Raw genomic sequence first — 23,132 nt, 5'->3', positions numbered from 1 at the left:
CGCTGGCGCGCCACGCCTCTTTCGCGGCGAGTTGGCTGGTGGGGCCTTTGACGCGGGCCGCTAGCCCAGGAGGGGGCGCAAGGCGTTGAGCAGCTCGTCCCGCTTCGGCAGTCCCGAGATGCGGAACAGTTCCCGCTGTTCGGCGCTCACCACCAGCGTGGTCGGGGTGCGCATGACCTTCAGCCGCTCGGCCAGCTCGGGCCGCTCGGTCACGTCCAGCTCCACGTGGTGCAGCCTCGGCTCCTGCCGGACCACGTCGCCGAGCAGCACCTTGGTGTGCCGGCACGGCGCGCAGAAGGTGGTGGACAGCTGCACCAGGGTGATCGCCGGGGCGGGGGCCAGCACGCCCCGGACTTCTTCAGGCAACTCGGCACCGGGCACCGCCGTGCGCACCTTCCCGTTCCGCCAGCGGTACAGCAGTCCCAGCGCGCCGGTCAGCGCCAGCACGCCCAGGACCACCCACACCTGGGTCACGACCCGCCCCTGTTGGGCACCGCGCCGCCGCCGAGCTGCACGTTCTTCGCGCTGCCCTCCACCACCAGGGCCCCGTGCTCCGCGCGCACCCCGGTGGGCACCACGGTGAACGGCAGGCCGCCGGGGTCGATCCGGGTGCTGAAGGCGCGCCGGATCAGCCGGTCCACCGCCGGCGGCAGTGGCACCTCGCCGGTCTCGTTGCTCACCCGCAGGCGCTTGGGGCTGACCTCGATCTGGTTCTCCACCAGCGAGAGCACGCCGACCACGGTGACCTGGGTGCGGGTGCCCGCGATGTCGGTGCTGCCGGTCAGCTTCACCGGCGCGGTCTTGTCATCGGCCACCGGCTGCTTGCCGGTCGGCTGCACCGGGTCGCCGTTGGGCTTGCGCTCCAGCAGCTCGTCCAGGTTGGCCGGTTCGATCTTCAGGTCGGCCACGTTGATCAGCTTGCCCACCTCCGCGGCGAGCAGCTTGACCCGGCCGGTGACCTCGTCGATGGTCACGTTCTGCGCCGAGCCGGACAGCAGCTCCGACAGTGGCGCGCGCACGTGCCGCAGGGTCGCCTCGACCTCCACGTTGCGCAGCTCGGCCACCGGCACCCCGCTGGCCTTGACCTCGACCTCGCGGTAGTCCCCGGCCAGCGCTTGGTAGAGGAACGGGAAGCCGTTGATCCGCACCGCGGGGTCGTCGGCCAGCTTGAGCTGGGCGCGCAGCCGGGTGGACACCTGGTACTCCGCCGCCGCGGCCGCGCCGAAGTCGGCGGCGACCAGCAGCCCGATGAGCACGACCAGGACGATGGCTAGCTTCTTCACACGAACCCGTTCCGGATGTCGGAGGCAGTTACCTCAAGGACGAGGGTACTGAGGTCCGGGTTGCCTCAACGGGTGCGTTCAACCACTCCCTGATCCGGTCGACCAGACCTGGCGTGAGCGAGGACTCGGCGTGCCCCATGCCCTCTTCCAGCCACAACTCCGCGCTCGCCCCGCAGGCCCGGTGCATCGCGGTGACATCGGCCACCGGGAAGTAGTTGTCCGAGGTGCCGTGCACCAGCAGCAGCGGGGTGGGCGCGATCCGCGGCGCCAGCTCGATCGGCGAGGGGTGCGCCTGCGTCCACCTCGGCCCGAGCCGGACCCCGAGCAGCAGGCCGAAGGCCGGTCCGCCGGGCAGCTCCAGCAGCTGGTTGACCCGGCGCATCTTGCTGGTCTCGCGCACCCACCAGCGCGCGGGCGGGCTGACCGCGACCACCGCCTCCGGCTTGGCCGCGCCCTCGGCCAGTGCCGCCTGACGCAACACCACCGACCCGCCGAGGGAACATCCCAGGGTGGTCACCCTCGGATAGCCGAGGCGGCGCAGGAACTCCACTCCCGCGGTCACGTCCAGCCACTCGTCCAGCCCCACCGAGGACCGCCCGCCGGAGCGTCCGTGCCCGCGCAGGTCGAGGCCCAACACGGTGTGCCGCAAGGCCAAACGGCGCAACAGCCGGCGTACGTCCGGCCGCCCGGTGTGCTTGGTGAAACCGTGCGCGACCACCACCGCGGTCGGGCTGGCCGAGGGGTCGCGCGGCCCGAGCAGTAACCCGTTCAGCCGCACCTTGTCCGAGGTCAGAAGTGTGACACCGGTTTCTTGGCCTGTTGTCACAAGTGCCATGCCGAGTATCCTCCCGTTCATCCAGCGGCAATGGCGCCGAAGCCTGACTACTACGCGCGGCCGGGGCGACCCGGTGAGCGTGGAAAGGAGGCGGCGCCATGACCAGCGTGGACCTGCTTCTGTTGACCACGGACCGCGACCCGGAGTCCGTGCTGCCCGCTCTCGCCCTGCTGCCGCACCAGGTGCGGCCGCTGGTGCCTGATGTCTCCCAGCTGCTGGAGGCCGGTCCGCACGACGCGGTGCTGGTGGACGCGCGCACCGACCTGGTCGGCGCCCGCAGCCTCTGCCGCCTGCTGACCAGCAGCGGCATCGACGTCCCGGTGGTCGCCGTGGTCAACGAGGGCGGCCTGGTCGGGGTCAGCGCGGACTGGGGCATCGACGAGATCCTGCTGCCCACCGCGGGCCCGGCCGAGGTGGACGCCCGGCTGCGCCTGGTCCGCTCCCGGCGGGCCGCCGCGCACCGCGGCAACGACGGCGCGCTGGTGCTGGGCGAGCTGGTGATCGACGACGCCACCTACACCGCCCGCCTGCGCGGCCGCCCGCTCGAGCTGACCTACAAGGAGTTCGAGCTGCTCAAGTACCTGGCCCAGCACGCGGGCCGGGTGTTCACCAGGGCGCAGCTGCTCCAGGAGGTCTGGGGCTACGACTTCTTCGGCGGCACCCGCACGGTGGACGTGCACGTGCGGCGGCTGCGCGCCAAGCTCGGCCTTGAGCACGAGACGCTGATCGGCACCGTGCGCAACGTGGGCTACAAGTTCGTCCGCCCGCCGCGGGCCGGCGCGGCCAGGGTCGAGCTGGCCCAGGACGAGCAGGTCCCGGACTTCATCCCGGTCAGCTGATCTCCGCGGCTGCCCGCCCGCGTCATCGCGATTACGGTTGAGCCCGTGGTGCAGATGACGTGGGCGGCACAGCTGTCCCCTGACGAAGCCGAAGCCGTCCGTTCCCTGGTGGCCGCGGCCGCCGAGGCCGACGGGCGAGCCCCAGTCGGCGAGCACGTGCTGATGACCCTCTCCGGCGAGCACCTGCTCGCCAGACAGGCCGACGGCGAGCTCGGCGGCTATGTGAACCTCGACCGGGACAACGACGGCCGGTTCGTCGCCGAGCTGGCCGTGCATCCGCGGCACCGCCGCCTGGGCCTGGGCACCGAGCTGGTCAACCAGCTGATCCAGCGCACCGGCGACGGCGAGCTGCGGATCTGGGCGCACGGCGACCACCCGGGCGCCAGGGCCATCAGCGCCAGGCTGGGCCTCACCCGCGCCCGCGACCTGTGGCGGATGAAGATGACCTTCGGCGGCGAGCTGCCCGAGCGCGCCCTGCCCGAGGGCCTGAGCCTGCGCACCTTCGTGCCCGGCCAGGACGAGGCCGCCGTGGTCGAGGTGAACAACCGGGCCTTCTCCTGGCACCCCGAACAGGGCGGCTGGACCACCGCGGACGTCGAGCTGCGCGAGGCCGAGCCCTGGTTCGACCCGGAGGGCTTCTTCCTGGCGGTCCGGGACGAGCGGGTGGTCGGTTTCCACTGGACCAAGGTGCACGCGCCACGCCCGGACACCGGAAACCAGCCGATCGGGGAGGTCTACGTCGTCGGAGTGGACCCGGACGCCCAGGGCGGCGGGCTCGGCTCGGTGCTCACCCTCGCCGGTTTGCGACATTTGATCGTTCGCGGCCTGCCCGCCGTAATGCTTTATGTGGAGTCGGACAACACCGCGGCCATCCGGGTATACGAGAAGCTGGGATTCGCGCATTGGGACAGCGATGTGCAGTACGCGCGGTCACGGTGACGCGGCGACGAATAGATGACGGCGCGGTCACGGAGTGCAAACGCGCAGGTCGCACCAGGGTCACAGGATCACCTCAATGGGGTGTGAATGGTCACTGGGGGTGGCTTGTTCACCTTCCGTTCACCTGCTGACGGCCACCTGTCCACCCTCAGTCCCTAACGTCCCGAATCGAAGGGCGGGTGCCGCCGCCCGTCCACGTTCTGGAGGACTCAGGTGAAGATCAAGCAGCACGCTGCCGTGCTCGGAGTCGTGGCCGCGGGCGCGCTTCTGCTCTCGGCGTGTGGTTCGGACAACAACGCCCCCGCCCCCGGCGGCTCCACCAGCTCGGCCGCCGGTTCGGTCGCCTGTGGCGGCAAGAAGTCGGTCAACGGCGACGGCTCGTCCGCCCAGGGCAACGCCATGACCGAGTTCACCGCCTCCTACGTCGAGGCCTGCAAGGACTTCAACGTCGCCTACAACGTCTCCTCCTCCGGCGACGGCATCAAGAACTTCCTGTCCAAGCAGGTCGACTTCGCCGGCTCGGACTCCCCGCTCAAGGCCGACGAGGTCACCAAGGCCACCGAGCGCTGCGGCGGCGCCGCCCCGCTGCACCTGCCGCTGGTCTTCGGCCCGGTCGCGATCGCCTACAACCTGCCCGGCGTCGAGGGCCTGACCCTCACCCCGGACCTGATCGCCAAGATCTTCAGCGGCGCGATCAAGAACTGGAACGACCCGGCCATCAAGGCCGCCAACGGCTCGGCCAACCTGCCGGACAAGGCGATCGGCGTGGTCTTCCGCTCCGGTCAGTCCGGCACCACGGACAACTTCCAGAAGTACCTGGCCGCCGCGGCCCCGCAGTCCTGGACCAAGGGCGACGGCAAGGAGTTCAAGGGCGGCATCGGCGACGGCAAGGCCAAGTCGGCCGACGTGGCCAGCGCGGTGAAGGCCACCGAGGGCGGCATCACCTACGTCGAGGTCTCCTTCGCCAAGGCCAGCAAGCTGGGCATCGCCAAGCTGGACAGCGGCGCGGGCGCGGTGGAGCTCAACGACGCCAGCACCGGCAAGGCCATCGCCAACGCCAAGCTGCAGACCAGCAAGACCCCCGGCGACCTGGTGCTGGACCTCAAGGCGCTCTACGCCGACAAGACCGCGGGCTCCTACCCGCTGGTGCTGGTCACCTACGAGATCGTCTGCTCCAAGAGCGCCGACGCGGACACCGCGACCGCGCTGAAGAACTTCCTGACCGTGGCCTCCACCGGCGGCCAGGACCGCCTGCCGAAGATCGGCTACGTGCCGGTCCCGGCGGAGTTCCGCACGAAGCTCACCGAGTCGATCAAGTCGATCTCCTGACCCCAGCTCGCGACGTCATGAGCGACCCGATGCGGGCGGTCCCCCACCAGGACCGCCCGCATCGCCGGAACTACCGGAGGCACACATCTCCACCGTGACCACCGCGCCGAGCAAGCCGGTCCGACGACCAGGCGACCGCATCTTCAGCGGGCTCGCCCGCAGCTCCGGCGTCTTCATCGTCGCGCTGATCGGCGCCATCGGGATCTTCCTGCTGCTGCAGGCCATCCCGTCCTTGCAGGCGAACAACGCGAACTTCCTGTTCTCCTACGCCTGGGACACCAACGACCTCAACAACCTGCGCTTCGGCATCCCGGACCTGCTCTGGGTGACCGTGGCCTCCTCCCTGCTGGCCCTGCTGCTGGCCATGCCGGTCTCGCTGGGCATCGCGCTGTTCCTCACCCAGTACGCCCCGCGCCGGCTGGCCAGGCCCTTCGCCTACGTGGTCGACCTGCTGGCCGCGGTGCCCTCGATCATCTTCGGCCTGTGGGGCATCCAGGTGCTCGCACCGGTGCTGACCCCCTTCGCCGAGTGGCTGACCGCCAACCTCGGCTGGATCCCGTTGTTCGCCCAGGGCAACGTGAACCCCGGCGGTGGCGGCCACATCTTCACCGCGGGCGTGGTGCTCGCGGTGATGATCCTGCCCACGGTCACCGGGGTCAGCCGCGAGGTCTTCGCGCGCACCCCGCGCGAGCACATCGAGGGCGCGCTGGCCCTGGGCGCGACCCGCTGGGAGGTCATCCAGACCACGGTGCTGCCCTTCGGCAAGGCCGGGTTCGTCAACGCCTCCATGCTCGGCCTCGGCCGCGCGCTCGGCGAGACCATGGCGCTGTACCTGATCCTGTCCACCACCGCGCAGCAGCCGTTCTTCAGCCTCTTCGACGGCGGCTCGACCTTCGCCTCCAAGATCGCCCTCGGCATCAGCGAGGCGGCCAGCAGCCCGCTGGCGGCAGGCGCCTACATCGCCGCGGGCCTGGTGCTGTTCGTGCTGACCTTCGCGGTCAACGCCACCGCGCGCTCGATCGTCGCCCGCAAGAAGGAGTACTCGTGACCACGGCGAGTGTCGACCTCGAACGCCCGGCGGCGCCCCCGGCCTTCCAGCCGGTCAGCGGCGCCCGCAAGACCAAGAACGTGCTGGCCACCGTGCTGGTCGGGCTGGCCTTCCTGGTCGCGATCGTGCCGCTGGTCTGGGTGCTCTACACCACCCTGTCCCGCGGCCTTGGCCCGATCCTGTCCAGCACCTGGTGGACCCACTCGCTCTCCGGCCTGCGGCCCTACGAGGAGGGCGGCGGCGCGTACCACGCCATCTTCGGCACCATCGTGCAAGGCCTGGTCACCGCGCTGATGTCGGTGCCGATCGGCGTGATGGTGGGCATCTACCTGGTCGAGTACGGCGTGGGCAGCAAGCTGGGCAAGCTGACCACGTTCATGGTGGACATCCTCACCGGTGTGCCCTCGATCGTGGCCGCGCTGTTCGTCTACTCGGTGTGGATCAGCATCTTCGGCTTCTCCCGCAGCTCCTTCGCGGTGACGCTGGCGCTGATGCTGCTGATGGTGCCGGTGGTCATCAGGGTCACCGAGGAGATGCTCAAGATCGTGCCCAACGAGCTGCGCGAGGCCTCCTACGCGCTGGGCATCCCGAAGTGGAAGACCATCGTCAAGGTGGTCATCCCGACCGCGATGTCCGGCATCGTGACCGGCGCGATGCTCGGCGTGGCCAGGGTGATGGGCGAGACGGCCCCGGCGCTGGTGCTGGTGGCCTACGCGCCGTTCATCAACTTCAACATCTTCGACGGCAACATGGCCAACCTGCCGCTGATGATGAACTCGGAGTTCGCCAACCCCGAGACCGCCGGCTTCGACCGGACCTGGGGCGCGGCGCTCACCCTGGTGATCGTGATCATGTTGTTCAACCTCGTAGCCTCGATCATCTCGCGGCTCTCGGCCATCAAGACCAAGTGAGCGGGCGGTAGGAGTCATGGCCAAGCGCATCGACGTCAAAGACCTCAACATCTACTACGGCAAGTTCCACGCCGTGGACGGGGTCACCCTCCAGGTGCCGCCGCGCAGTGTCACCGCGTTCATCGGGCCTTCGGGTTGCGGCAAGTCCACCGTGCTGCGCTCGCTGAACCGCATGCACGAGGTGATCCCGGGCGCGCGGGTGGACGGTCAGGTCCTGCTCGACGGCGAGGACATCTACGCCGCCGCGGTGGACCCGGTGTCGGTCCGGCGCACCATCGGCATGGTGTTCCAGCGGCCCAACCCGTTCCCCACCATGTCCATCAGGGACAACGTGGTGGCCGGGCTGAAGCTGGCGGGCATGAAGGGCAAGAAGAAGCTGGAGGAGGTCTGCGAGCGCTCGCTGCGCGGCGCGAACCTCTGGGAAGAGGTCAAGGACCGCCTGGACAAGCCCGGCGGCGGCCTCTCCGGCGGTCAGCAGCAGCGTCTGTGCATCGCCCGCGCCATCGCGGTGCAGCCGGACGTGCTGCTGATGGACGAGCCCTGTTCGGCGCTGGACCCGATCTCCACCTTGGCGATCGAGGACCTGATCACCGAGCTGAAGAAGGACTACACGATCGTCATCGTCACCCACAACATGCAGCAGGCCGCGCGGGTGAGCGACCAGACGGCGTTCTTCAACCTGGCAGGCGTCGGCCAGCCGGGCCGCCTGGTCGAGGTCGACGACACCGAGAAGATCTTCTCCAACCCGACCCAGAAGGCCACCGAGGACTACATCTCGGGCCGTTTCGGTTAAATCCCAAGGGGTTCTCACGAACCACGAAGGCCGGGTCCCAGTCGCGGGACCCGGCCTTCGTTGTGTCGTAAGGGAAATCAGTCCTCGCGGCCGGGCATCTTGCCGGTGGCGATGAACACCACCCGGCGGGCCAGCGCCACCGCGTGGTCGGCGAAGCGCTCGTAGAAGCGGCCCAGCAGCGTGATGTCCACGGCCGGGGCCACGCCGTGCGGCCAGTCCTTGGCCATCAGCACGGTGAACAGGTGCTTGTGCAGGTCGTCCATCTCGTCGTCGTCCTGCTCCAGTTGCTCGGCCAGGGCGACGTCCCGGTTGCGGATGACCAGCTCGGCCTTCTTGGCCAGCTCCACCGCGACCCGGCCCATCTGGGCGAAGTCCTCGCGCACCTGGTCGGGCAGCACGCCGTTGGGGTGCCTGCGCCTGGTCGCCTTGGCCACGTGCAGGGCCAGGTCGCCCATCCGCTCCAAGTCCTCCGCGGCGTGGATCGCGGCGACCACGACCCGCAGGTCGGTGGCCACCGGCGCCTGCAGGGCCAGCAGCGCGAACGCCTGTTCCTCCGCCGCCGCGCGGGCGTCGTCGATCTTGGCGTCCTCGTCGATCACCTGTTCGGCAAGGCCGAGGTCGACGTTCAGCAGCGCTGCGGTCGACTTCTCCATCGCTTTCGCGACATCGGCGGTCATGTCACCGAGGATCTCGGCGAAACGATCGAGCTGCTCGTGATAGGCCTCGCGCATGCCCGTCAGCCTACGTCGCGATGGTCGCGAGGTCTGCATCCATTGGTGAACCAGCCGTAAACGCGACCGGAACAGCTGATGCACAAGGCCCGGTCAGTGGCGGTGTGGCCGGGTCAGTTGCAGCTGTTGTCCGCACCGTTCACAGTGGACAGATCACCGGGCAGCTTGCTGGTCGGCGTCTGCCCGGGAGTGCTGGTGCCGCCGCCAGTGCCGCCGCTCGGCTTGACCACCTTGCCGTCGAACTCCGGCCCGAGGATCAGCTGGATCGCCCCGCCCATACTGGGATCGGGGGTGAGCGTGGCGCCGGGCACCGCGGCGGCCAGCGTGCGCGCGGCATCCCTGCGCTCGTCGGCGAAGCGGATCACCGTCTTGTTGCTCGGCGTGGCCGAGGTGCCCTTCTTGACCACCGAGAAACCGAGGCCCTCCAGGCCGGTGACCGCCTTGGCCGCGTTGCCCGCCTTGTCGGATCCGTTGAGCACCTGGATCTTCACCGTCTTCGGGTCCACCAGCGCGGCCGGGCTCAGGTCCACCGGCGGGTTGTTCTGCGCCTGCGGCATCGGGTTCTGGTTCGCGCCGCCGTCAGCGGGTTTCTCCTGCGGCAGCGGGGTTCCGTTGATGATCGCCTGGAACAGCGCCTTGGCGTCCTTCTCCCGGAACTCCTCCTTGAACTTCTTGGGTGCCAGCTCGACCGTGCGCACCGGCACCTGCACGAAGGTGACCCGCCCGGCTTCCAGGCCCTGCAACGAGGTGCCGAGGGTGAGCATCTGGTCGATGCCGATGTTCTCGCCGTAGGTGGACCCGGCGAAGGCCTTCACGAAGTCCTGGAGCTGGCCGGGGCTGGTGAGCACCTGCTGGGACATCACCTTGCGCAGCAACGAGGACAGGAACTTCTGCTGCCGCTGGATCCGGCCGTAGTCGCTCTGCACCGGGTCGCCCTTGAGCGTGCGCGCCCGCACGTAGCTCAGCGCGGTGTCCCCGGAGATGGTCTGCCGCCCGGTCTGGGTGATCACCGGGCCGATCTTCTCGTCGATCATCGGCTTGGGCACGCAGACCTCGACGCCCTTGATCGCGTCCACCATGGCCTTGAAGCCGTGGAAGTCGATGCCGACGAAGTGGTTGATGTTCAGTCCGGAGAGCTGGAGGACCAGCTTGGTGATGCACTTCGGGCCGCCGATGGCGTAGGCCGCGTTGAGCTTCTGGTTCTTCCGGACCGGCTCCATCTTGCCGGTGTACTTGCCGGTCTTGTAGTCCCAGCCCTCGCAGGCCGGGATGGTGACGTCCATGTCGCGCGGGAAGGACACGATCACCACGCGCTTCCGGTCCGCGGGCACGTGCGCCACCATCACGGTGTCGGTGCGCGCGCCACCGGAGATCTTCTCGTCGCCGACACCGTCCTCGGCGGTGGCCCCGGCCCGGCTGTCCGAGCCGATCATGAGGAAGTTCTCCGCGCCGTACTGCTTGTCCTTGTCCTGGATCTGGTCGGAGTTCGGGTCCAGCGCGGACACCTCGCGGATCTGCCCGTTGACCCACTGCTTGCCGGCCCAGCCGATCCCGGTGGCCACCAGCACCACCGCGGCGACCGCGACCACCAGCGCCTTGCCCACCAGCAGCAGCCGCCGCCTGCGCAGCGCGTCCGGGTCCTCCTCCGCCGGCGGCGCGCTGGCGTGGGCCGCCGCGCGCGGCGGCTCGTCCTCGTCGTCGTCGACCAGCTCGTGGTACGGCACCCCCATGGTGGGCACGTCCACCGAACCGGGCAGCTCGACCAGCTGCGTCTGCTCAGCGGGGTCCGGCTTGTCCGCGGGCTTGTCGGTCTTGTCCTTGTCCTTGCCGCCGATCCGGATGAACTGGGTCAGCTTGCCGCGCCGCTCCCGTTCCGCTTCCTCGATCTCGGCCATCTCGTCGTGCACGGCGGAGAACCGGGACAGCGTTGCGTCGATCTTGCGCCGCTTGTCGTCCATCTCGCCGTCGACCGGCTCAGCGGGCTGCGCGGGCGGCGTCGGCGGCACGGGCGGCACCGGCGGCCGGTTCCCCGGCCGAGCCCCCTGCGGCGGCCGAGGCGGCCTGCCACCCTGCGGCGGCGCGGGACGCCCAGCGGGCGGCGCGACCGGCTCGTCAAGCGCCGCGAAACCGCCCCCGGTCGGCGGATCCACCGGCGGCGGCCCGCCCTGGGGTCCACCCTGTTGCGGCCCGCCCTGTTGCGGTGCGCCAGGCGGCCCACCCTGCGGTCGACCGCGCGGCGGCCGGGGCGGCGGCATCCGCCCGCCACTCGGCTGGCCCAGGTCCCGTGGTGGCGGCATGCGGCCACCATCGGGCGGCGGCATCCGGCCGCCCGTGGGCTGAGCGAGGTCTCCCGGCGGCGGCATCCGCCCACCGGTCGGCTGAGCGATGTCCCTCGGCGGCATCCGCCCGCCGTTGTCCGGCGGCGGCATCCGGCCACCGGAGGGCTGCCCGAGATCCCGGGGCGGCGGCATCCGGCCACCACTGGGCTGGTCCATCGGCGGCGGCATGCGCCCGCCACTGGGCTGATCCATGGGCGGCGGCTTCCGCCCGCCGCTGGGCTGATCCACTGGCGGCGGCATGCGCCCGCCACTCGGCTGATCCACTGGCGGCGGCATGCGTCCGCCGCTGGGCTGGCCCAGATCCTCCTGCGGCCTGCCCTGCGGCGGCATCGGCGCGCGCGGCGGCCGGACCGGAGCGGATCGCGGCGGCATCGGCGGCGGCGCGTCCCTCGGCGGCATCGGCGGCGCGGCATCCCGGGGCGGCACTGGCGGCATGGGCGGCGGCGCGAAGTCGTGCTGCGGCGCGGGTGGCGGGGCCGGGCGGGGCAGCTTGTCGGAAGTGCCGCCGTGCTTGGCGAGCAGGTCCGACACCGAGGTGCCCCCGCCGTCGTCCAGGGACCGGCGGCGCCTGCTGGGCTGGTCCAGATCGGGGGTCTCGTCCTCAGCCCGCCGACGTCGTCCGGAGCGGGAACCGTAACCGCCCTCGCGGTGGTCGTCCGGCACCCGGTCTCCTTCCCGATCGTGTGACTCTCCGACTAATGACGCAGGGCGAACCGAACGGGTTGTAACCCCCGACGGATCGCCCGGTGCCCGATAGTACGGATAACGGGTAAGACACACGAGCACGGCCGCGAGCTTTGTCACGTCCTGTACGGAAAACTGCCGAGTCGTTTAGCCCGAACGGGCCGTACTGAGCAAGATCAGTTATAGCCAACTGGGCGCGGTTGGGCCACTGCCCGTCGCCCACCGGCCGCTCCGGCGAGCCGAACGCGACCGTCCTCTTCCCGGTACGCGACCGCGTTCCGGCCGGACTGCTTGGCCACGTAGAGCAAGCTGTCCGCGCGCAACAACTGCTCCTTCGGATCAGTCGCTGGTGTGTCCGCAGGTGAGCCGGTCAGCTCGTGCGCCAGCCCAATACTCACCGTGACCCGCAGGTCCGGGGCCAGTTGCGTCCACGGATACCGCTCGACGCGCGCACGTGCCGCTTCGCAGACGGCGACCGCCGTCCCGGTGTCGATGCCCGGCACCACCAGCACGAACTCCTCGCCACCGTAGCGGGCGCAGAACGCGCCCTCGGGCAGCCCGTCCTGCAGCAGTTCCACCACCCGTTGCAGCACCCGGTCGCCGATGAGGTGGCCGAAGGTGTCGTTGACCTGCTTGAAGAAGTCCAGGTCCACCAGGGCCACGGCCAGCCCGCCCTGCCGGTCCGCCTCGCCGAGCAGGCCGAGCAGCCGCTGGTCCAGGTAGCGCCGGTTGTAGCTGGCGGTGAGGCTGTCCCGCAGGCTCTGCTCGCGCGCCTCGGCGTGCTCGCGACGCAGCCGGTCCACCTCCCGGCGCAGCTGTTCGGGCACCTGGGGCGGGTTGGTCTGCTCGGAGGAGAGCAGGTCCAGCGCCGAACGCAGGTGCTGATAGGCCTGCCGCCACTGCCCCCGGGAGGCGAACAGCGCGGCGATCGACTCGTGCAACTGCACCAGCCCGGAGTTGGCTGGCGGTGACGGCGGTGGCGGGCCCGGATGCCCCACGGCGGAGGCGGGCGAGCGCGGTGGGGTGGGCGCGGAGCAGACCGGCCGCGTGCCATCGCGGAGCGGATCAGACTCGGCGATGTCAGGTCGCAGTACGGTCACCGCGTTCACCTCCCTACCACGGTGGTGTCGTCGGTTACGGCGGCACGCTTGAGCCACTGGACCGGCCCGGTGTCGTATTTCACTTAACTGGCTGACCGTGGGCTGCTCCGACCCGGTGACTCAGCGTGATCCACCACGCACTTGGTTGTGTACCCGCAAATGGCGGGGCCGCCCAAGCTGTTCGGCCATAGCCCACCCACTTGGCCCAGCAGGAAACTGCCGGTAGCCCAAGGGATGTGGGCGTCGTCACGCTCAGCGCGGACAGGGCGCGAACCCGTAGGCCGCTCCGTCGAGGACGACCACGTGCTGTGACCCGATCTGGATACCGACCGTGGCGCCGTCCCGTTTCGCGGTGACCGAGACCGCCACCACGTACACCCGCCCCCTCGGCCTGCCCCGGCTGCCCGCGGTCCACCCCGGGTCCGGCCGCAGGGTGGACAGGGCGGGCTCCACGGTCAGCACCAGCTCGCCGGGATCGCAGGCGCCCGCGCGGAAGTCCGGGTGCTGGGTGCGGGTCAGGAACTCCCGCTGCGCGGCCACCCCGGTCCGCGCCGCGGCCAGCCCGTCGCTGAAGTAACCACCGACCAGCCCGGCGTCCACCGCCTCCTGGGAGGCCTCTCTCGGCGTGCCGGCCACCCCGACCGCGCAGCCCGCCGTGACCAGCGTGACCAGCAGCGCGCCACCCAGGCGGGCGCTCATCCGCCGGAGTGCATCAGCTCCGCGCCGAGCGGGACCGAGGCGTCCTCCGGATCGTCCAGCCACCCCTGCGGCAGGCTGACCTTCGCCGGTGAGCCCTGGCGTCCGCGCGGCCCCTCCGCGTCCTGCGGGAACGGCACCTCCGGCGGCAGCTGGGCGAGCAGGTCCTCCAGCTCGGCCAGGCTGGACACCATGGCGAAGCTGCGCCGCAGGTCACCGCCGACCGGGAAGCCGCGCAGGTACCAGGCCATGTGCTTGCGCAGGTCGCGGATGCCCTTGTCCGGCCCGAGGTGGTCGATGAGCAGCTCGGCGTGCTGGTGCAGCACCTCGGCCACGCCGCCCAGCGAAGGGCCCTCCGGAATCGGCTCGCCGGCGAAGGCGGCCGCCAGGTCCCGGAACAGCCAGGGCCTGCCCAGGCAGCCCCGGCCCACCACGATCCCGTCACAGCCGGTCTCGGCCATCATCCGCAGCGCGTCGTCGGCGGAGAAGATGTCGCCGTTGCCCAGCACCGGGATGGTCCGCACCGCTTCCTTGAGCCGCGCGATGGCCGACCAGTCGGCCTGCCCGGAGTAGCGCTGCGCCGCGGTCCGCCCGTGCAGGGCCACCCAGGAGGCGCCCTCGGCCTCGGCGATCCGGCCGGCGTCCAGGTAGGTCAGGTGGTCCTCGTCGATGCCGATCCGGAACTTCACCGTCACCGGGATGCCAGCGGGCTCGGCGGCCCGCACCGCGGCCCGCACGATGTCACCGAAGAGCCGCCGCTTGTACGGCAGCGCCGCGCCACCGCCCTTGCGGGTCACCTTGGGCACCGGGCAGCCGAAGTTCATGTCGATGTGGTCGGCCAGGTTCTCGTCCACGATCATCCGGACGGCCTTGTCCATGGTGACCGGGTCGACCCCGTAGAGCTGCAGCGAGCGCGGGTGCTCGTCCGCGCTGAAGGTGATCATGTGCATGGTCATCGGGTCCCGCTCGACCAGCGCCCGGGTGGTGACCATCTCGCACACGTACAGCCCCGCCCCGTACTGGCGGCAGAGCTGCCGGAAGGCCACGTTGGTGATCCCGGCCATCGGCGCGAGCACAACCGGCGGATCGACCTGGTAGGGGCCGACCCGCAGCAAGGGCGGACGCGCGTTCACCGCTCCATTGTCCGGCACGTCGGGAGTGCCGGTCGCCATCAGCCCGTCTCGGCCAGCAACCGGTGCGCCTGACCCGCCTTGGCGGCCACCTCCGGCCAGCGCGGATGAGTGAGGTAGGTCTCATCCGGCGTGGCCGGGTTGTAGGCCTCCAGCACCTCCAGCAGCGGTTCGACAACGGCCTTCACCGCGGCCACCTCGGCCTCGTCCCTGAGCAGTTCACCCACGCTCTCCGCCGGGTCGAACCGGTCCCACCAGGTGTCGGCCAGCAGCACCTGCACCGTGCCGCTGAGGTCCGGCCAGCCGTTGACGTTGGCTGGGGTGAACCCGGCCAGCGCCTCCAACGCGTCCACCACGCCCTGCCTGCGAGTCGCGTTCATCCCCCTATTTTCGGAACCAGATCAGCTCGATTTAGGAAGTGCCGCCGAGATCACACCCGCGCCACCGGATTCCGGTGTTGCCGGGACAACCGTCAGCCGCTGCTGGGAACATCACACCGGTAACGCTCGTCCGGATGGAGGAACCACTGATGACCAACGCCCGCCGGACCGGCGCGCTGCTCCTGGCCACCGCGGCGCTGCTCGCCGGGTGCACCACGGTGCGTGGCGTGGCCGAAGCGGGTGATCCGGTGGAGGGCTACGACAAGCGCGGTTCCGCGGCGCGCAAGGTCAGCTCGCCGGGCGGGGAGCTGGTCTCGCTGCTCAACCCGGAGCCGACCGCGCAGCTGCTGTGCGGCACGTTGTCCGCGCAGGAGTGGTCGGAGCTGCTCGGCGGGCCGGTGCAGAGCCGGTGGGCGCAGCGCGGTGGCTGCCTGGTCGAGGGCGGGCGCCAGACCGTGTACCTGAGCCTGAGCTGGCAGCAGCCCTGCAAGACGCTGGCCAACCCGCAGCAGGTGGACGTGGGCGGCAGGCCGGCCACCTCGGTCGCGGCCGGCGGCGGCGGTGAGGTGCTGTGCGTGCCGTTCAACCAGTTCGGCGAGCAGGAGCTGGAGAAGCGGAAGTACGGCGACAGCGAGGACGCGGTGCCCAAGGGCACCCTGCACATGACCGCGACCCCGGGCAGCAACCCGCCGAAGTCGTCGAAGCAGGTGCTGCACGAGCTGGCCCAGAAGCTGCTCGCCGAGCTGACCAAGCCCGGCCCGGCCGCGCCCGCGCCGGGGGAGAAGGGCGCGCTGCCGTACACCCCGTTCCCGCCGCCACCGGCCGCCGGCGTGGTCGACCTGCCGCACCCGCAGCGGGCTGCCGCGCTGTGCACCGCGGCCACCGACGAGATGTTCCAGAGCATCCTGGGCGTGCCGGTGCGGGAGCGGCAGCTGACCTATGGCGGCGACTGCACGATCTCCGGCGGCGAGCCGTTCAAGGGCGGCGCGCACACGGTGTGGATCCAGGTGCTCTCCACCAAGCTGGAGGGCTCGCTGTACAACGGCGCGGAGATCTCGGTGGCCGGCCGCCCGGCCAAGGTGGGCAGCGTGCTCAGCGGCACCGGGGTGCTGTTGCGGGACAACATGGACAACCTGCTCGCGGTGCGGCTGATGGCACTGGGCGACAACCGCACCGACGAGGCCCGTCGCGGCCTGGAGAAGGCCCTGGCCGAACAGATCGTGCCGAAGCTCTTGGGCGCGGACTAGAAGTCCACGTTCACGCAGCCCAGCCGCGCGCCCGCGGTCCCGGCGTGCCCGTGGTGGGTCTTGGTCCGTTCGAAGTGGATCACTACCGACTTGGCCCTGCGCTCGCCGAAGTGCCAGGGCACCACGGTCTTGCTGACGCCGACGCCGTGCCGGTTGGTGGTGAAGTCCAGCCAGATCTCGTTGGACGCGTTGGCGTACTTGGGATCGACCGAGGGCTGCACCGGGTCGAGGACGTCCTGGTAGTGCGGCCCGGAGTCGGCGGGCGCTGGCCCGCACGGCTTGGTGTGCGCGTGCGCGCCGTAGGTGCGCTGGGGCACCAGCCCGCGCACCGAGAGCAGCACCAGGGTGCCGCCGTGCCGGACGTGCGTCGCGGCGACCACCACACCGGAGCCCTCGGGCACCAGCTTCGGGTCGTGCGTGACGGCCTTGGCCTCCGGGCTGTACGGCGCGAAGCGGCCGACGGTGAGCACGGGAATGGAATCCGGGGAGATGGAGTTGACCGGATCGGCGCCTGCGGGCGCTGTGCTGCCGGTGATCAGCAGCAACGCGGCCGCGACACCGGCCGCGGCGAGGGGATGACGTCGCATGGTGACCACCTTGGCACGCTGCGTGCGTTCCGGCAGCGGCGGCGACTGAAGTTATGACCGGCTGATATGGGGGCAGGCATGCGGGATCGGACCTGGCTGGTGGCGCTGGCCGCCGCGCTGTGGGGCACGGACGCGCTGCTGCGCGTCCCGCTCGCCCAGGCCCTGCCCTCGGCCACCGTGGTCTTCTGGGAACACCTGATCGTGGTGGCCCTGCTGCTGCCCTGGGTGCCGCGCGCGCTGCGCGCCTTCGCCGGGCTCAACTGGCCGCGCCGGTTTGCGGTGCTGGTCATCGGGGTCGGCTCCTCGGCGGTGGCGACCGCGCTGTTCACCGCCGCCTTCCGCTACGGCGACCCGGTGACCCCGCTGGTGCTGCAGAAGTTCCAGCCGGTGTTCGTGCTGCTGGCCGCCTTCGTGCTGCTCGGCGAGCGGCCGCGCGCGCACTACGTCTACTTCGCCGCGCCCGCCCTGCTCGGCGCCTGGCTGCTGAGCTTCGCCAACCCGCTGGAGGTTCGGGTCAGCGCCGCGGTCCCGGCGCTGCTGGCGCTGGGCGCGGCCGCGCTGTGGGCGGGCGGCACCGTGCTTGGCAGGCTGGTCAGCACCGAGCTGCGCCCGTGGGACGTCACGGTGCTGCGTTTTGTCATCGGCCTGCCCGCGACCGCGGTGGTGGTGGCGGGCCAGGGCGCCCCGTTCCTGGTGGACTGGGCGAACGCGCCCGCCCTGCTGCTGCTCGCGATCGTGCCCGGCCTGCTCGCGCTGACCCTGTACTACCAGGGCCTGCGCAACACCCCGGCGGCCCGCGCCACCCTGGCCGAGCTCGCCTTCCCGGCCACCGCCGCGCTGATCGGCGTCGGCCTGCTGGGCGCGCGCCTGTCCGGCACCCAGTGGCTGGGCTTCGCGCTGCTGGTGGTCGCGGTGACCGCCCTCGGCTGGCGCGAGCGCACCGGCAAGGGCGGCACCGTCCGGCTCAGCCCAGATCGCGAGCCAGCACGTCCTCATCCGTCTCCCGCCGGATGATCGGCCGGTAGCGCCCCTCGGCCACCGCGATCACCGGCGGGCGGCCGACCAGGTTGTAGTTGGACGCCAGCGAGTGGTGGTAGGCGCCGGAGCAGGGCACGGCCAGCAGGTCGCCCGCGCGGATGTCCGCGGGCAACGACACATCGCGCGCGATCACGTCCCCGGCCTCGCAGTGCCGCCCGACCACGGTCACCGTGCGCGCGGCCGCGTGGCTGGTGCGGCCGAACATCCGCACCGCGTAACGGGATCCGTAGAGCGCGGGCCGCAGGTTGTCGCTCATCCCGCCGTCCACCGCGACGAAGGTCCGCACGCCCGGCACGTCCTTGACCACGACCACCCGGTACAGCGTGACCCCGGCCCGCGCGACCAGCGACCGCCCCGGCTCCACCACCAGCCGCGGCACCGGCAGCCCGCGCGCCGAGCACTCGTAGTTCACCGCGCACCGCACCCGCGCCGCGAACCCCTGGAGGTCGAACTCGTCCTCGCCGGGCAGGTAGGCCACCGCGTGCCCACCGCCGATGTTCAACTGCGGCAACACGATCTTGTGCTCATCCCGCACCGCCGCCAGCAACCCCACCATCCGCCGCGCCGCCAGCTCGAACCCGGCCACCCGCCCGAGCTGCGACCCGATGTGGCAGTGCAGCCCCACCAGGTGCAGGTTCGGCTGTCCGAGCACCCGCCGCACCGCCTCCGCCGCGGCCCCACTGGCCAGCGAGAACCCGAACTTCTGATCTTCGACGCCGGTCGCGATCGCCTTGTGCGTCTGCCCGTCCACCCCCGGCGTCACCCGCACCAGCACCTGCTGCGGATACCGCGCCAACGCGCCAAGCTGCTCGATCTCGTCGAACGAGTCCACCACCACCCGCCCAACGCCATACCCGATGGCGGCCTTCAGGTCCTCCGGCGTCTTGGCATTCCCGTGCAGGATGACCCGCTCCGCCGGGAAGTCCACCGCCCGCGCGACCGCGAGCTCCCCAGCCGAGCACACGTCGAGCGAAAGCCCCTCCTCCCGCACCCACCGCGCCACCGCCTTGGTCAGCAACGCCTTGCTCGCATAGGCGATCTCGACGTCCGGCAGCGCGGCCCGGTACTCCCGGCACCGCCGCCGGACCGCCGCCTCGTCCAGCACGTAGGAGGGAGTGCCGAAGTCAGCCGCGACCCGCCGCAGCGAAACCCCGCCGACCAGCAGATCGTTCTCCGGCCCCAGCTCGGTCCCGGCCGGCCAGATCCCCGGCTCCAGGTGGCCGCGCAGCGAGCGTTGCAGCGAAGGAATGAGGTACTCCAGGGTCACGACGGCCTCCGCAGGCACTTGTCACGGGCACGTTGCCCGCCCATGACGAGAAAACGCCGCACCGGTGCGCCCGTCACCGCTCCCTACGCGCTCCTGACGCTCGCAGCGGCCACGTTTCCGCGACCCTGACACCGCAGGTGGCGCCCACCACACGGACCTACCTTCACATCTTCCTGAAACAGCTAAACTAAACCGGCTGGTCACGGGGGTGACGGAGAGGAGGGCCTACACATGACCGGACCCGCCCGCGACGAGGCAGCGGTAGCCCGCTTCGTCGAACGCTTCGCCCTGGTCCTCACCGACGCCGGCTGGAGCCGCATGCCGGCCAGGATCTTCGCCAGCCTCCTCGCCAGCGACGACGGCACCCGCACCGCCGCTGACCTGGCCGCTCACCTGCAAATCAGCCCCGCCGCCGTCAGCGGAGGCGTCCGCTACCTCACCCAGATCGGCCTGATCACCAAGGAACGCTCCCCAGGCGCCCGCCGCGACCACTACCGCGTCCGCGACGACCTGTGGTTCGAGTCCCTGCTTCGCCGCGAAGAGCAGATCGCCCGCTGGATCCAGAGCATCAAGGAAGGCATCCAGGCCGTCGGCCCCACCACCCCCACCGCCCACCGCCTGGAACAAACCCGAGACTTCTTCGAGTTCCTCCAAGCCGAACTCCCCCGCCTGCTCGCCAACTGGCAGCCCCCACCCCGCCCGTGATCGCCAACCACAGCACACCACCCGGCCCGGTGTCGGTAGAGTGTCCCCGGGCCGCTAGCTCAACTGGCAGAGCAGCGGACTTTTAATCCGCGGGTTGTGGGTTCGAGTCCCACGCGGCCCACCAAACCCCCAGGTCACCGGCCTGGGGGTTTTGCGTGTCAAGATCAGGTCCGTCCCTGGGGCGATCGTCACCAGGTGGTGCCGTTGGGGCTGACGGTCTGGGATGGCATCGAGCTACCGAAGACCGATGTCGACGACCCCACCGGCATGCGGAACGACGCTGACCCTGTTCGGCGGTCCGCCCGGTGTTCTTGGTGATACCACCAATCGGGTGGTGATTGATGGGTCGGCGGTGTCGAGTGCCCTGGTGGCGACATGATCGCGAAATATGCGTTGATCGGCGGAGGTGGCATGTCGAGATCCGGACTGCTTCGGAAATTTCTGATCTCGCTTGTCGCAGCGACTCTCGCGGCAGTCAGTGGAATTTTGATCAACAAGTGGACCGACCTGGGTGGTTGGCCTCTGGGGATAGGAATCGCTGTCGTCACGGTGCTTTCCGCGATCTGGATGTCCCGGTCGGACAATGTGGAACCGTCATCCACGCCGGGAGTGAGCTCGGCGGTCAAGCCAAGGATTCGTGTCCAAGGCGACCGCAACCAGGTGACCGTGGTGACGCAGTTGTTCGGCGGTCGGGCCACCCGCACAGCTGCACCAGATCTGTTGCCGACATCAACCAAGCACTACACCAACCACGAGAGCGTTCGGCGGGAGGCGGACGCGGCCCTGACGGAACAGTTGGAGCGCGTCCCGCTGCCAGTTTTCCTGATCGACGGACCTCCGGGGATTGGCAAGTCTCAGTTCGCGTTGTACTGGGCGAACCAGATCAAGTCGAAGTTTCCGGACGGGGTCTTCTATGTCGATCTGACCGGGGCTGCGGAGCGTGCCGGCCTGGTGGAGAAAGCGTTGCGTCGCTTCCTGCGAGCGCTGGGCGTACCGGAAGCGGAACTGCCGGAAAGCCTGGAAGACCTGGTGGTGTGGTTCCGCGCGCTGACCGCGGACCGTCGAGTTTTGGTGGTGGCCGACGGCGCAGTCGATGCGGAGCAGGTCCATCTGCTGTTCCCAGGGCAGGGCAAGGCAGTGGCGATCGTCACCGCGAACAGGTCGCTCAGCGATCTCAGCGTCGAGCACGCCGTGACACCGCTGCATCTGCGGCGATTGGTGAAGTCGGCGGCATGGCAACTGCTCACCCGCCTGGTCGGCGACAGCCGGTTGACCGCCGAGCCCGGTGCTGTCGACGAACTCATCGCGTTCTGCGACGGTGTCCCCATCGCCTTGTGCGTAATGGCTTCAATGCTGAACAAGTTCCCCCATCGGCCGGTTTCCTGGCTACTCGCAGAGCTGCGCGACGAGCACCGGAGGTTGCCCACCCTTTCCCCTCGACGTGGTTTGTCGGTCGAGGAGGTCCTCAACGCCGCCTGCCATCTGCTGACCGAGTTGGAGCAGACCTGCTACACCGCCTTCAGCGCTGAGATCGGTACCGGAGAATTCGGGTTCGACACACTGACCGCGATGCTCGGTCAGCCTGAGTACGAGGTGCGCAAAGCCGTCGACGAGCTTGTCGCGGCCTGGCTCATCGAGGAGATCGGCCCGAACCGCTACCTGATGCGTGACCTGGTCCGCCTGCATGCCCGTCAGAGCCTCGCGCCAAGTGACGGGGATGAGATGTCCGCCAGGGGACTGGCCCGCTACGTGCAACGCACAGTGGTGGCCGGAGTGAGGTTCGCGCCCGGGCGCGGGTGGCTGCCGATTCTGTTCCCGCACATCGAACCGGACCTGCACGACCCGGTGGCCAGACAGCCCGCGCGGTGGTTCATCGATGAGCGCGTGAACCTGCGCTCCGCCGTCAAGTACGCGGATCAGCACGGGCACAGCGAGGAAGTGCTGATCCTCTGCGTCATGTCCTGGCCGTTCTACGAACAAAACAAACACCTCGACGACCTGTTCGTCACCCACCACATCGGGCTCCGCCATGCGACTGGCCCGGACCTGATCGCCGTACGCAGCCTGCTGTTGACCCAACTCGCCTACGCCCATCTGCATCGCGGCGAGCACAACACCGCACATGAACGGGCCGTGGAGGCTCACCGGCTTGCCCGGGAGGTGGGCCACCTTCGATTGGCGGCGACCGCGACCGAGACCCTGGGGTTAGTCCTGCTGGCGATGGAGGCACCCGAGGCACGGGCAACTCTGCGCGCCAACCTCCGCCTGGCCAAAGACATCGGGCGTGCCCGACGGATCGCGCTGGCGTGTCTGCACCTGGCCAAGATCGAGGAGCCGGAGGCAGCCCTCACCCTGCTGACCCACGCCTTGGCCTACTTCGTCGAACACCTCGAACAAGACCGCCACAATGAGGGCAAGACGTTGACCTGGCTGGGCATCACACGTACTGCCCTTAGCCAGTTCGACGAGGCCGAGAACGCTCTGGGCGCCGCTGAGTCGATCATGACGAAGCTGCGGCGGCCGTTCGACCGCGCATTCGTGGTGGAGGCGCGAGGCGACCTTGCCGTCGCCCGGGGAGATCGTGACGAGGCCGAGCGACGTTATCGAGAAGCCCTGGCGATCCACGTCGCCTGGTCCTTCACCGCGCCGGCGCGGCGGACCAGGGCCAAACTCGAGAGGCTCGCAGGTGGCAAGACCAGTTGACCTGAGGAACGCTCGGTAGCGAGGAGTTCGGGAGGGGCGGCCTCTTCACCCGGCCGGCCGACGGCCGCGCCGAGGTCGGGACCTGGGGTCAAGTCCCAGGATCCTGCGTTCTGGATCCCACTGCTCGACCGTTCCCACTGAGCTCACGACGTCCTGGATCACTCGGTCAAGCAGAGCTCCGAAGAGCGCCGGACTGGTGATGCCGCGTCCGTCGACCGAGTGGGCCTCCCCGGACTGGAAGTTGGTCACATCGACGTCGGCCCAGCCACCCCGGAACAACACGAACACCGCGGCAGGCCAGTCTCCGAAGTCGAGTGTCACGCTCACGGAGTCCGGATCAGAGACGGTGGCCCGGTCGGCGGTCAGTCGCCGCGTGGACGGGCTGCAGTCCCGCCACGTCAACGGGCCGACGGTGAGCCCAGCGACTTCCCACGTCGCCCGGCGGCTCTCGATTTGCTGGGCTGCCGCGTCCAGGTCCACGATCCGCTCCACGTCTCGACGGTAGCGGTCGCGGCTCCGCGTGTACTGCCGCGGACGGGGGCACGGAG

General features: G+C 70.1%; 22 protein-coding genes and 1 tRNA gene. 11 read left to right on the top strand and 12 right to left on the bottom strand.

What is annotated here, in order from left to right:
• Positions 1 to 60: 60 nt before the first annotated feature.
• The 3 genes from M8C13_RS27175 to M8C13_RS27165 are packed head-to-tail and all read right to left on the bottom strand — an operon-like array spanning position 61 to position 2,061.
• On the bottom strand, positions 61 to 474 hold the full coding sequence (locus M8C13_RS27175; protein WP_252483533.1) for a thioredoxin family protein: 414 nt from the start codon (positions 472 to 474) through the stop codon (positions 61 to 63).
• Positions 471 to 1,283, bottom strand: a complete 813-nt coding sequence (locus M8C13_RS27170; RefSeq protein ID WP_252483532.1) for a DUF2993 domain-containing protein — start codon at positions 1,281 to 1,283, stop codon at positions 471 to 473. The genes M8C13_RS27175 and M8C13_RS27170 overlap by 4 nt, the downstream gene beginning before the upstream one ends.
• A gap of 28 nt (positions 1,284 to 1,311) precedes the next feature.
• A complete protein-coding gene (locus M8C13_RS27165) occupies positions 1,312 to 2,061 on the bottom strand; it encodes a S9 family peptidase (RefSeq protein WP_252483531.1) in 750 nt (249 codons plus the stop codon).
• Between the two features lie 155 nt (positions 2,062 to 2,216).
• Between M8C13_RS27165 and M8C13_RS27160 the strand changes: the two genes are divergently transcribed.
• The 6 genes from M8C13_RS27160 (at position 2,217) to pstB (ending at position 7,977) form a co-directional block, all read left to right on the top strand.
• On the top strand, positions 2,217 to 2,957 hold the full coding sequence (locus M8C13_RS27160; RefSeq protein WP_252483530.1) for a response regulator transcription factor: 741 nt from the start codon (positions 2,217 to 2,219) through the stop codon (positions 2,955 to 2,957).
• 54 nt (positions 2,958 to 3,011) lie between these two features.
• A complete protein-coding gene (gene mshD, locus M8C13_RS27155; RefSeq protein ID WP_252483545.1) occupies positions 3,012 to 3,896 on the top strand; it encodes a mycothiol synthase in 885 nt (294 codons plus the stop codon).
• A 213-nt stretch (positions 3,897 to 4,109) separates the two neighbouring features.
• Positions 4,110 to 5,225, top strand: coding sequence for a phosphate ABC transporter substrate-binding protein PstS (gene pstS / locus M8C13_RS27150; RefSeq protein WP_252483529.1), 1,116 nt, complete (start codon positions 4,110 to 4,112; stop codon positions 5,223 to 5,225).
• A gap of 94 nt (positions 5,226 to 5,319) precedes the next feature.
• Entirely contained in the window at positions 5,320 to 6,273 is a 954-nt protein-coding gene (gene pstC, locus M8C13_RS27145; protein ID WP_252483528.1) for a phosphate ABC transporter permease subunit PstC, read from the top strand.
• The gene (gene pstA / locus M8C13_RS27140; protein WP_252483527.1) at positions 6,270 to 7,184 is read left to right on the top strand and encodes a phosphate ABC transporter permease PstA; all 915 of its coding nucleotides are present in this window, start codon (positions 6,270 to 6,272) and stop codon (positions 7,182 to 7,184) included. The genes pstC and pstA overlap by 4 nt, the downstream gene beginning before the upstream one ends.
• A 16-nt stretch (positions 7,185 to 7,200) precedes the next feature.
• Entirely contained in the window at positions 7,201 to 7,977 is a 777-nt protein-coding gene (gene pstB / locus M8C13_RS27135) for a phosphate ABC transporter ATP-binding protein PstB (protein WP_252483526.1), read from the top strand.
• A gap of 77 nt (positions 7,978 to 8,054) precedes the next feature.
• Here the strand turns inward: pstB and phoU are convergent, their stop codons facing one another.
• The 6 genes from phoU to M8C13_RS27105 form a co-directional block, all read right to left on the bottom strand.
• On the bottom strand, positions 8,055 to 8,708 hold the full coding sequence (gene phoU, locus M8C13_RS27130; RefSeq protein ID WP_252483525.1) for a phosphate signaling complex protein PhoU: 654 nt from the start codon (positions 8,706 to 8,708) through the stop codon (positions 8,055 to 8,057).
• A 113-nt stretch (positions 8,709 to 8,821) separates the two neighbouring features.
• Positions 8,822 to 11,710, bottom strand: coding sequence for an LCP family protein (locus M8C13_RS45550; RefSeq protein WP_252483524.1), 2,889 nt, complete (start codon positions 11,708 to 11,710; stop codon positions 8,822 to 8,824).
• 197 nt (positions 11,711 to 11,907) lie between these two features.
• Positions 11,908 to 12,831: a GGDEF domain-containing protein gene (locus M8C13_RS27120; RefSeq protein WP_374213159.1), complete on the bottom strand. Its 924-nt coding sequence runs from the start codon at positions 12,829 to 12,831 to the stop codon at positions 11,908 to 11,910.
• Positions 12,832 to 13,083: 252 nt separating this feature from the next.
• Positions 13,084 to 13,530, bottom strand: coding sequence for a hypothetical protein (locus M8C13_RS27115; protein ID WP_252483523.1), 447 nt, complete (start codon positions 13,528 to 13,530; stop codon positions 13,084 to 13,086).
• Positions 13,527 to 14,699, bottom strand: coding sequence for a tRNA dihydrouridine synthase DusB (dusB, locus tag M8C13_RS27110; RefSeq protein ID WP_374213158.1), 1,173 nt, complete (start codon positions 14,697 to 14,699; stop codon positions 13,527 to 13,529). The genes M8C13_RS27115 and dusB overlap by 4 nt, the downstream gene beginning before the upstream one ends.
• Entirely contained in the window at positions 14,699 to 15,037 is a 339-nt protein-coding gene (locus tag M8C13_RS27105; protein WP_252483521.1) for a hypothetical protein, read from the bottom strand. Before M8C13_RS27105 ends, dusB begins: the two co-directional genes overlap by 1 nt.
• 134 nt (positions 15,038 to 15,171) lie before the next feature.
• Here M8C13_RS27105 and M8C13_RS27100 point away from each other — a divergent pair, with 134 nt between their 5' ends.
• Positions 15,172 to 16,284, top strand: coding sequence for a hypothetical protein (locus M8C13_RS27100; protein ID WP_252483520.1), 1,113 nt, complete (start codon positions 15,172 to 15,174; stop codon positions 16,282 to 16,284).
• Here M8C13_RS27100 and M8C13_RS27095 read toward each other — a convergent pair.
• Positions 16,281 to 16,871, bottom strand: a complete 591-nt coding sequence (locus M8C13_RS27095) for a superoxide dismutase (protein WP_252483519.1) — start codon at positions 16,869 to 16,871, stop codon at positions 16,281 to 16,283. The two genes, M8C13_RS27100 and M8C13_RS27095, sit on opposite strands and share 4 nt — an antisense overlap.
• 78 nt (positions 16,872 to 16,949) lie before the next feature.
• Here M8C13_RS27095 and M8C13_RS27090 point away from each other — a divergent pair, with 78 nt between their 5' ends.
• Entirely contained in the window at positions 16,950 to 17,885 is a 936-nt protein-coding gene (locus tag M8C13_RS27090; RefSeq protein ID WP_252483518.1) for a DMT family transporter, read from the top strand.
• Here M8C13_RS27090 and lysA read toward each other — a convergent pair.
• Entirely contained in the window at positions 17,836 to 19,176 is a 1,341-nt protein-coding gene (lysA, locus tag M8C13_RS27085) for a diaminopimelate decarboxylase (RefSeq protein WP_252483517.1), read from the bottom strand. The genes M8C13_RS27090 and lysA overlap by 50 nt on opposite strands.
• A 231-nt stretch (positions 19,177 to 19,407) precedes the next feature.
• Between lysA and M8C13_RS27080 the strand changes: the two genes are divergently transcribed.
• From M8C13_RS27080 to M8C13_RS45140, 3 genes are all read left to right on the top strand, one after another.
• The gene (locus M8C13_RS27080; protein ID WP_252483516.1) at positions 19,408 to 19,881 is read left to right on the top strand and encodes a GbsR/MarR family transcriptional regulator; all 474 of its coding nucleotides are present in this window, start codon (positions 19,408 to 19,410) and stop codon (positions 19,879 to 19,881) included.
• A 48-nt stretch (positions 19,882 to 19,929) separates the two neighbouring features.
• Positions 19,930 to 20,005, top strand: a tRNA-Lys gene (locus M8C13_RS27075).
• A 251-nt stretch (positions 20,006 to 20,256) separates the two neighbouring features.
• Positions 20,257 to 22,584 (top strand): NB-ARC domain-containing protein, encoded by a 2,328-nt coding sequence (locus M8C13_RS45140; RefSeq protein WP_305884005.1) that lies wholly within the window; start codon positions 20,257 to 20,259, stop codon positions 22,582 to 22,584.
• Between the two features lie 45 nt (positions 22,585 to 22,629).
• Here the strand turns inward: M8C13_RS45140 and M8C13_RS27065 are convergent, their stop codons facing one another.
• Entirely contained in the window at positions 22,630 to 23,076 is a 447-nt protein-coding gene (locus M8C13_RS27065; protein ID WP_252483515.1) for a hypothetical protein, read from the bottom strand.
• Between the last annotated feature and the right edge of the window lie 56 nt (positions 23,077 to 23,132).

Source organism: Crossiella sp. SN42, from assembly GCF_023897065.1.
Taxonomy (GTDB): Bacteria; Actinomycetota; Actinomycetes; order Mycobacteriales; family Pseudonocardiaceae; genus Crossiella.
This window is presented reverse-complemented; position numbering and strand designations above follow the sequence as displayed.

Excerpts from the sequence above, each read along its gene's own strand:
- M8C13_RS27160 (WP_252483530.1), top strand. The coding sequence starts at position 2,217 with ATGACCAGCGTGGACCTGCTTCTGTTGACCACGGACCGCGACCCGGAG.
- mshD (WP_252483545.1), top strand. The coding sequence starts at position 3,012 with ATGACGTGGGCGGCACAGCTGTCCCCTGACGAAGCCGAAGCCGTCCGT.
- pstB (WP_252483526.1), top strand. The coding sequence starts at position 7,201 with ATGGCCAAGCGCATCGACGTCAAAGACCTCAACATCTACTACGGCAAG.
- phoU (WP_252483525.1), bottom strand. The coding sequence starts at position 8,708 with ATGCGCGAGGCCTATCACGAGCAGCTCGATCGTTTCGCCGAGATCCTC.
- M8C13_RS27115 (WP_252483523.1), bottom strand. The coding sequence starts at position 13,530 with ATGAGCGCCCGCCTGGGTGGCGCGCTGCTGGTCACGCTGGTCACGGCG.
- dusB (WP_374213158.1), bottom strand. The coding sequence starts at position 14,699 with ATGGCGACCGGCACTCCCGACGTGCCGGACAATGGAGCGGTGAACGCG.
- M8C13_RS27105 (WP_252483521.1), bottom strand. The coding sequence starts at position 15,037 with ATGAACGCGACTCGCAGGCAGGGCGTGGTGGACGCGTTGGAGGCGCTG.
- M8C13_RS27100 (WP_252483520.1), top strand. The coding sequence starts at position 15,172 with ATGGAGGAACCACTGATGACCAACGCCCGCCGGACCGGCGCGCTGCTC.
- M8C13_RS27095 (WP_252483519.1), bottom strand. The coding sequence starts at position 16,871 with ATGCGACGTCATCCCCTCGCCGCGGCCGGTGTCGCGGCCGCGTTGCTG.
- M8C13_RS27090 (WP_252483518.1), top strand. The coding sequence starts at position 16,950 with ATGCGGGATCGGACCTGGCTGGTGGCGCTGGCCGCCGCGCTGTGGGGC.
- M8C13_RS27080 (WP_252483516.1), top strand. The coding sequence starts at position 19,408 with ATGACCGGACCCGCCCGCGACGAGGCAGCGGTAGCCCGCTTCGTCGAA.
- M8C13_RS45140 (WP_305884005.1), top strand. The coding sequence starts at position 20,257 with ATGATCGCGAAATATGCGTTGATCGGCGGAGGTGGCATGTCGAGATCC.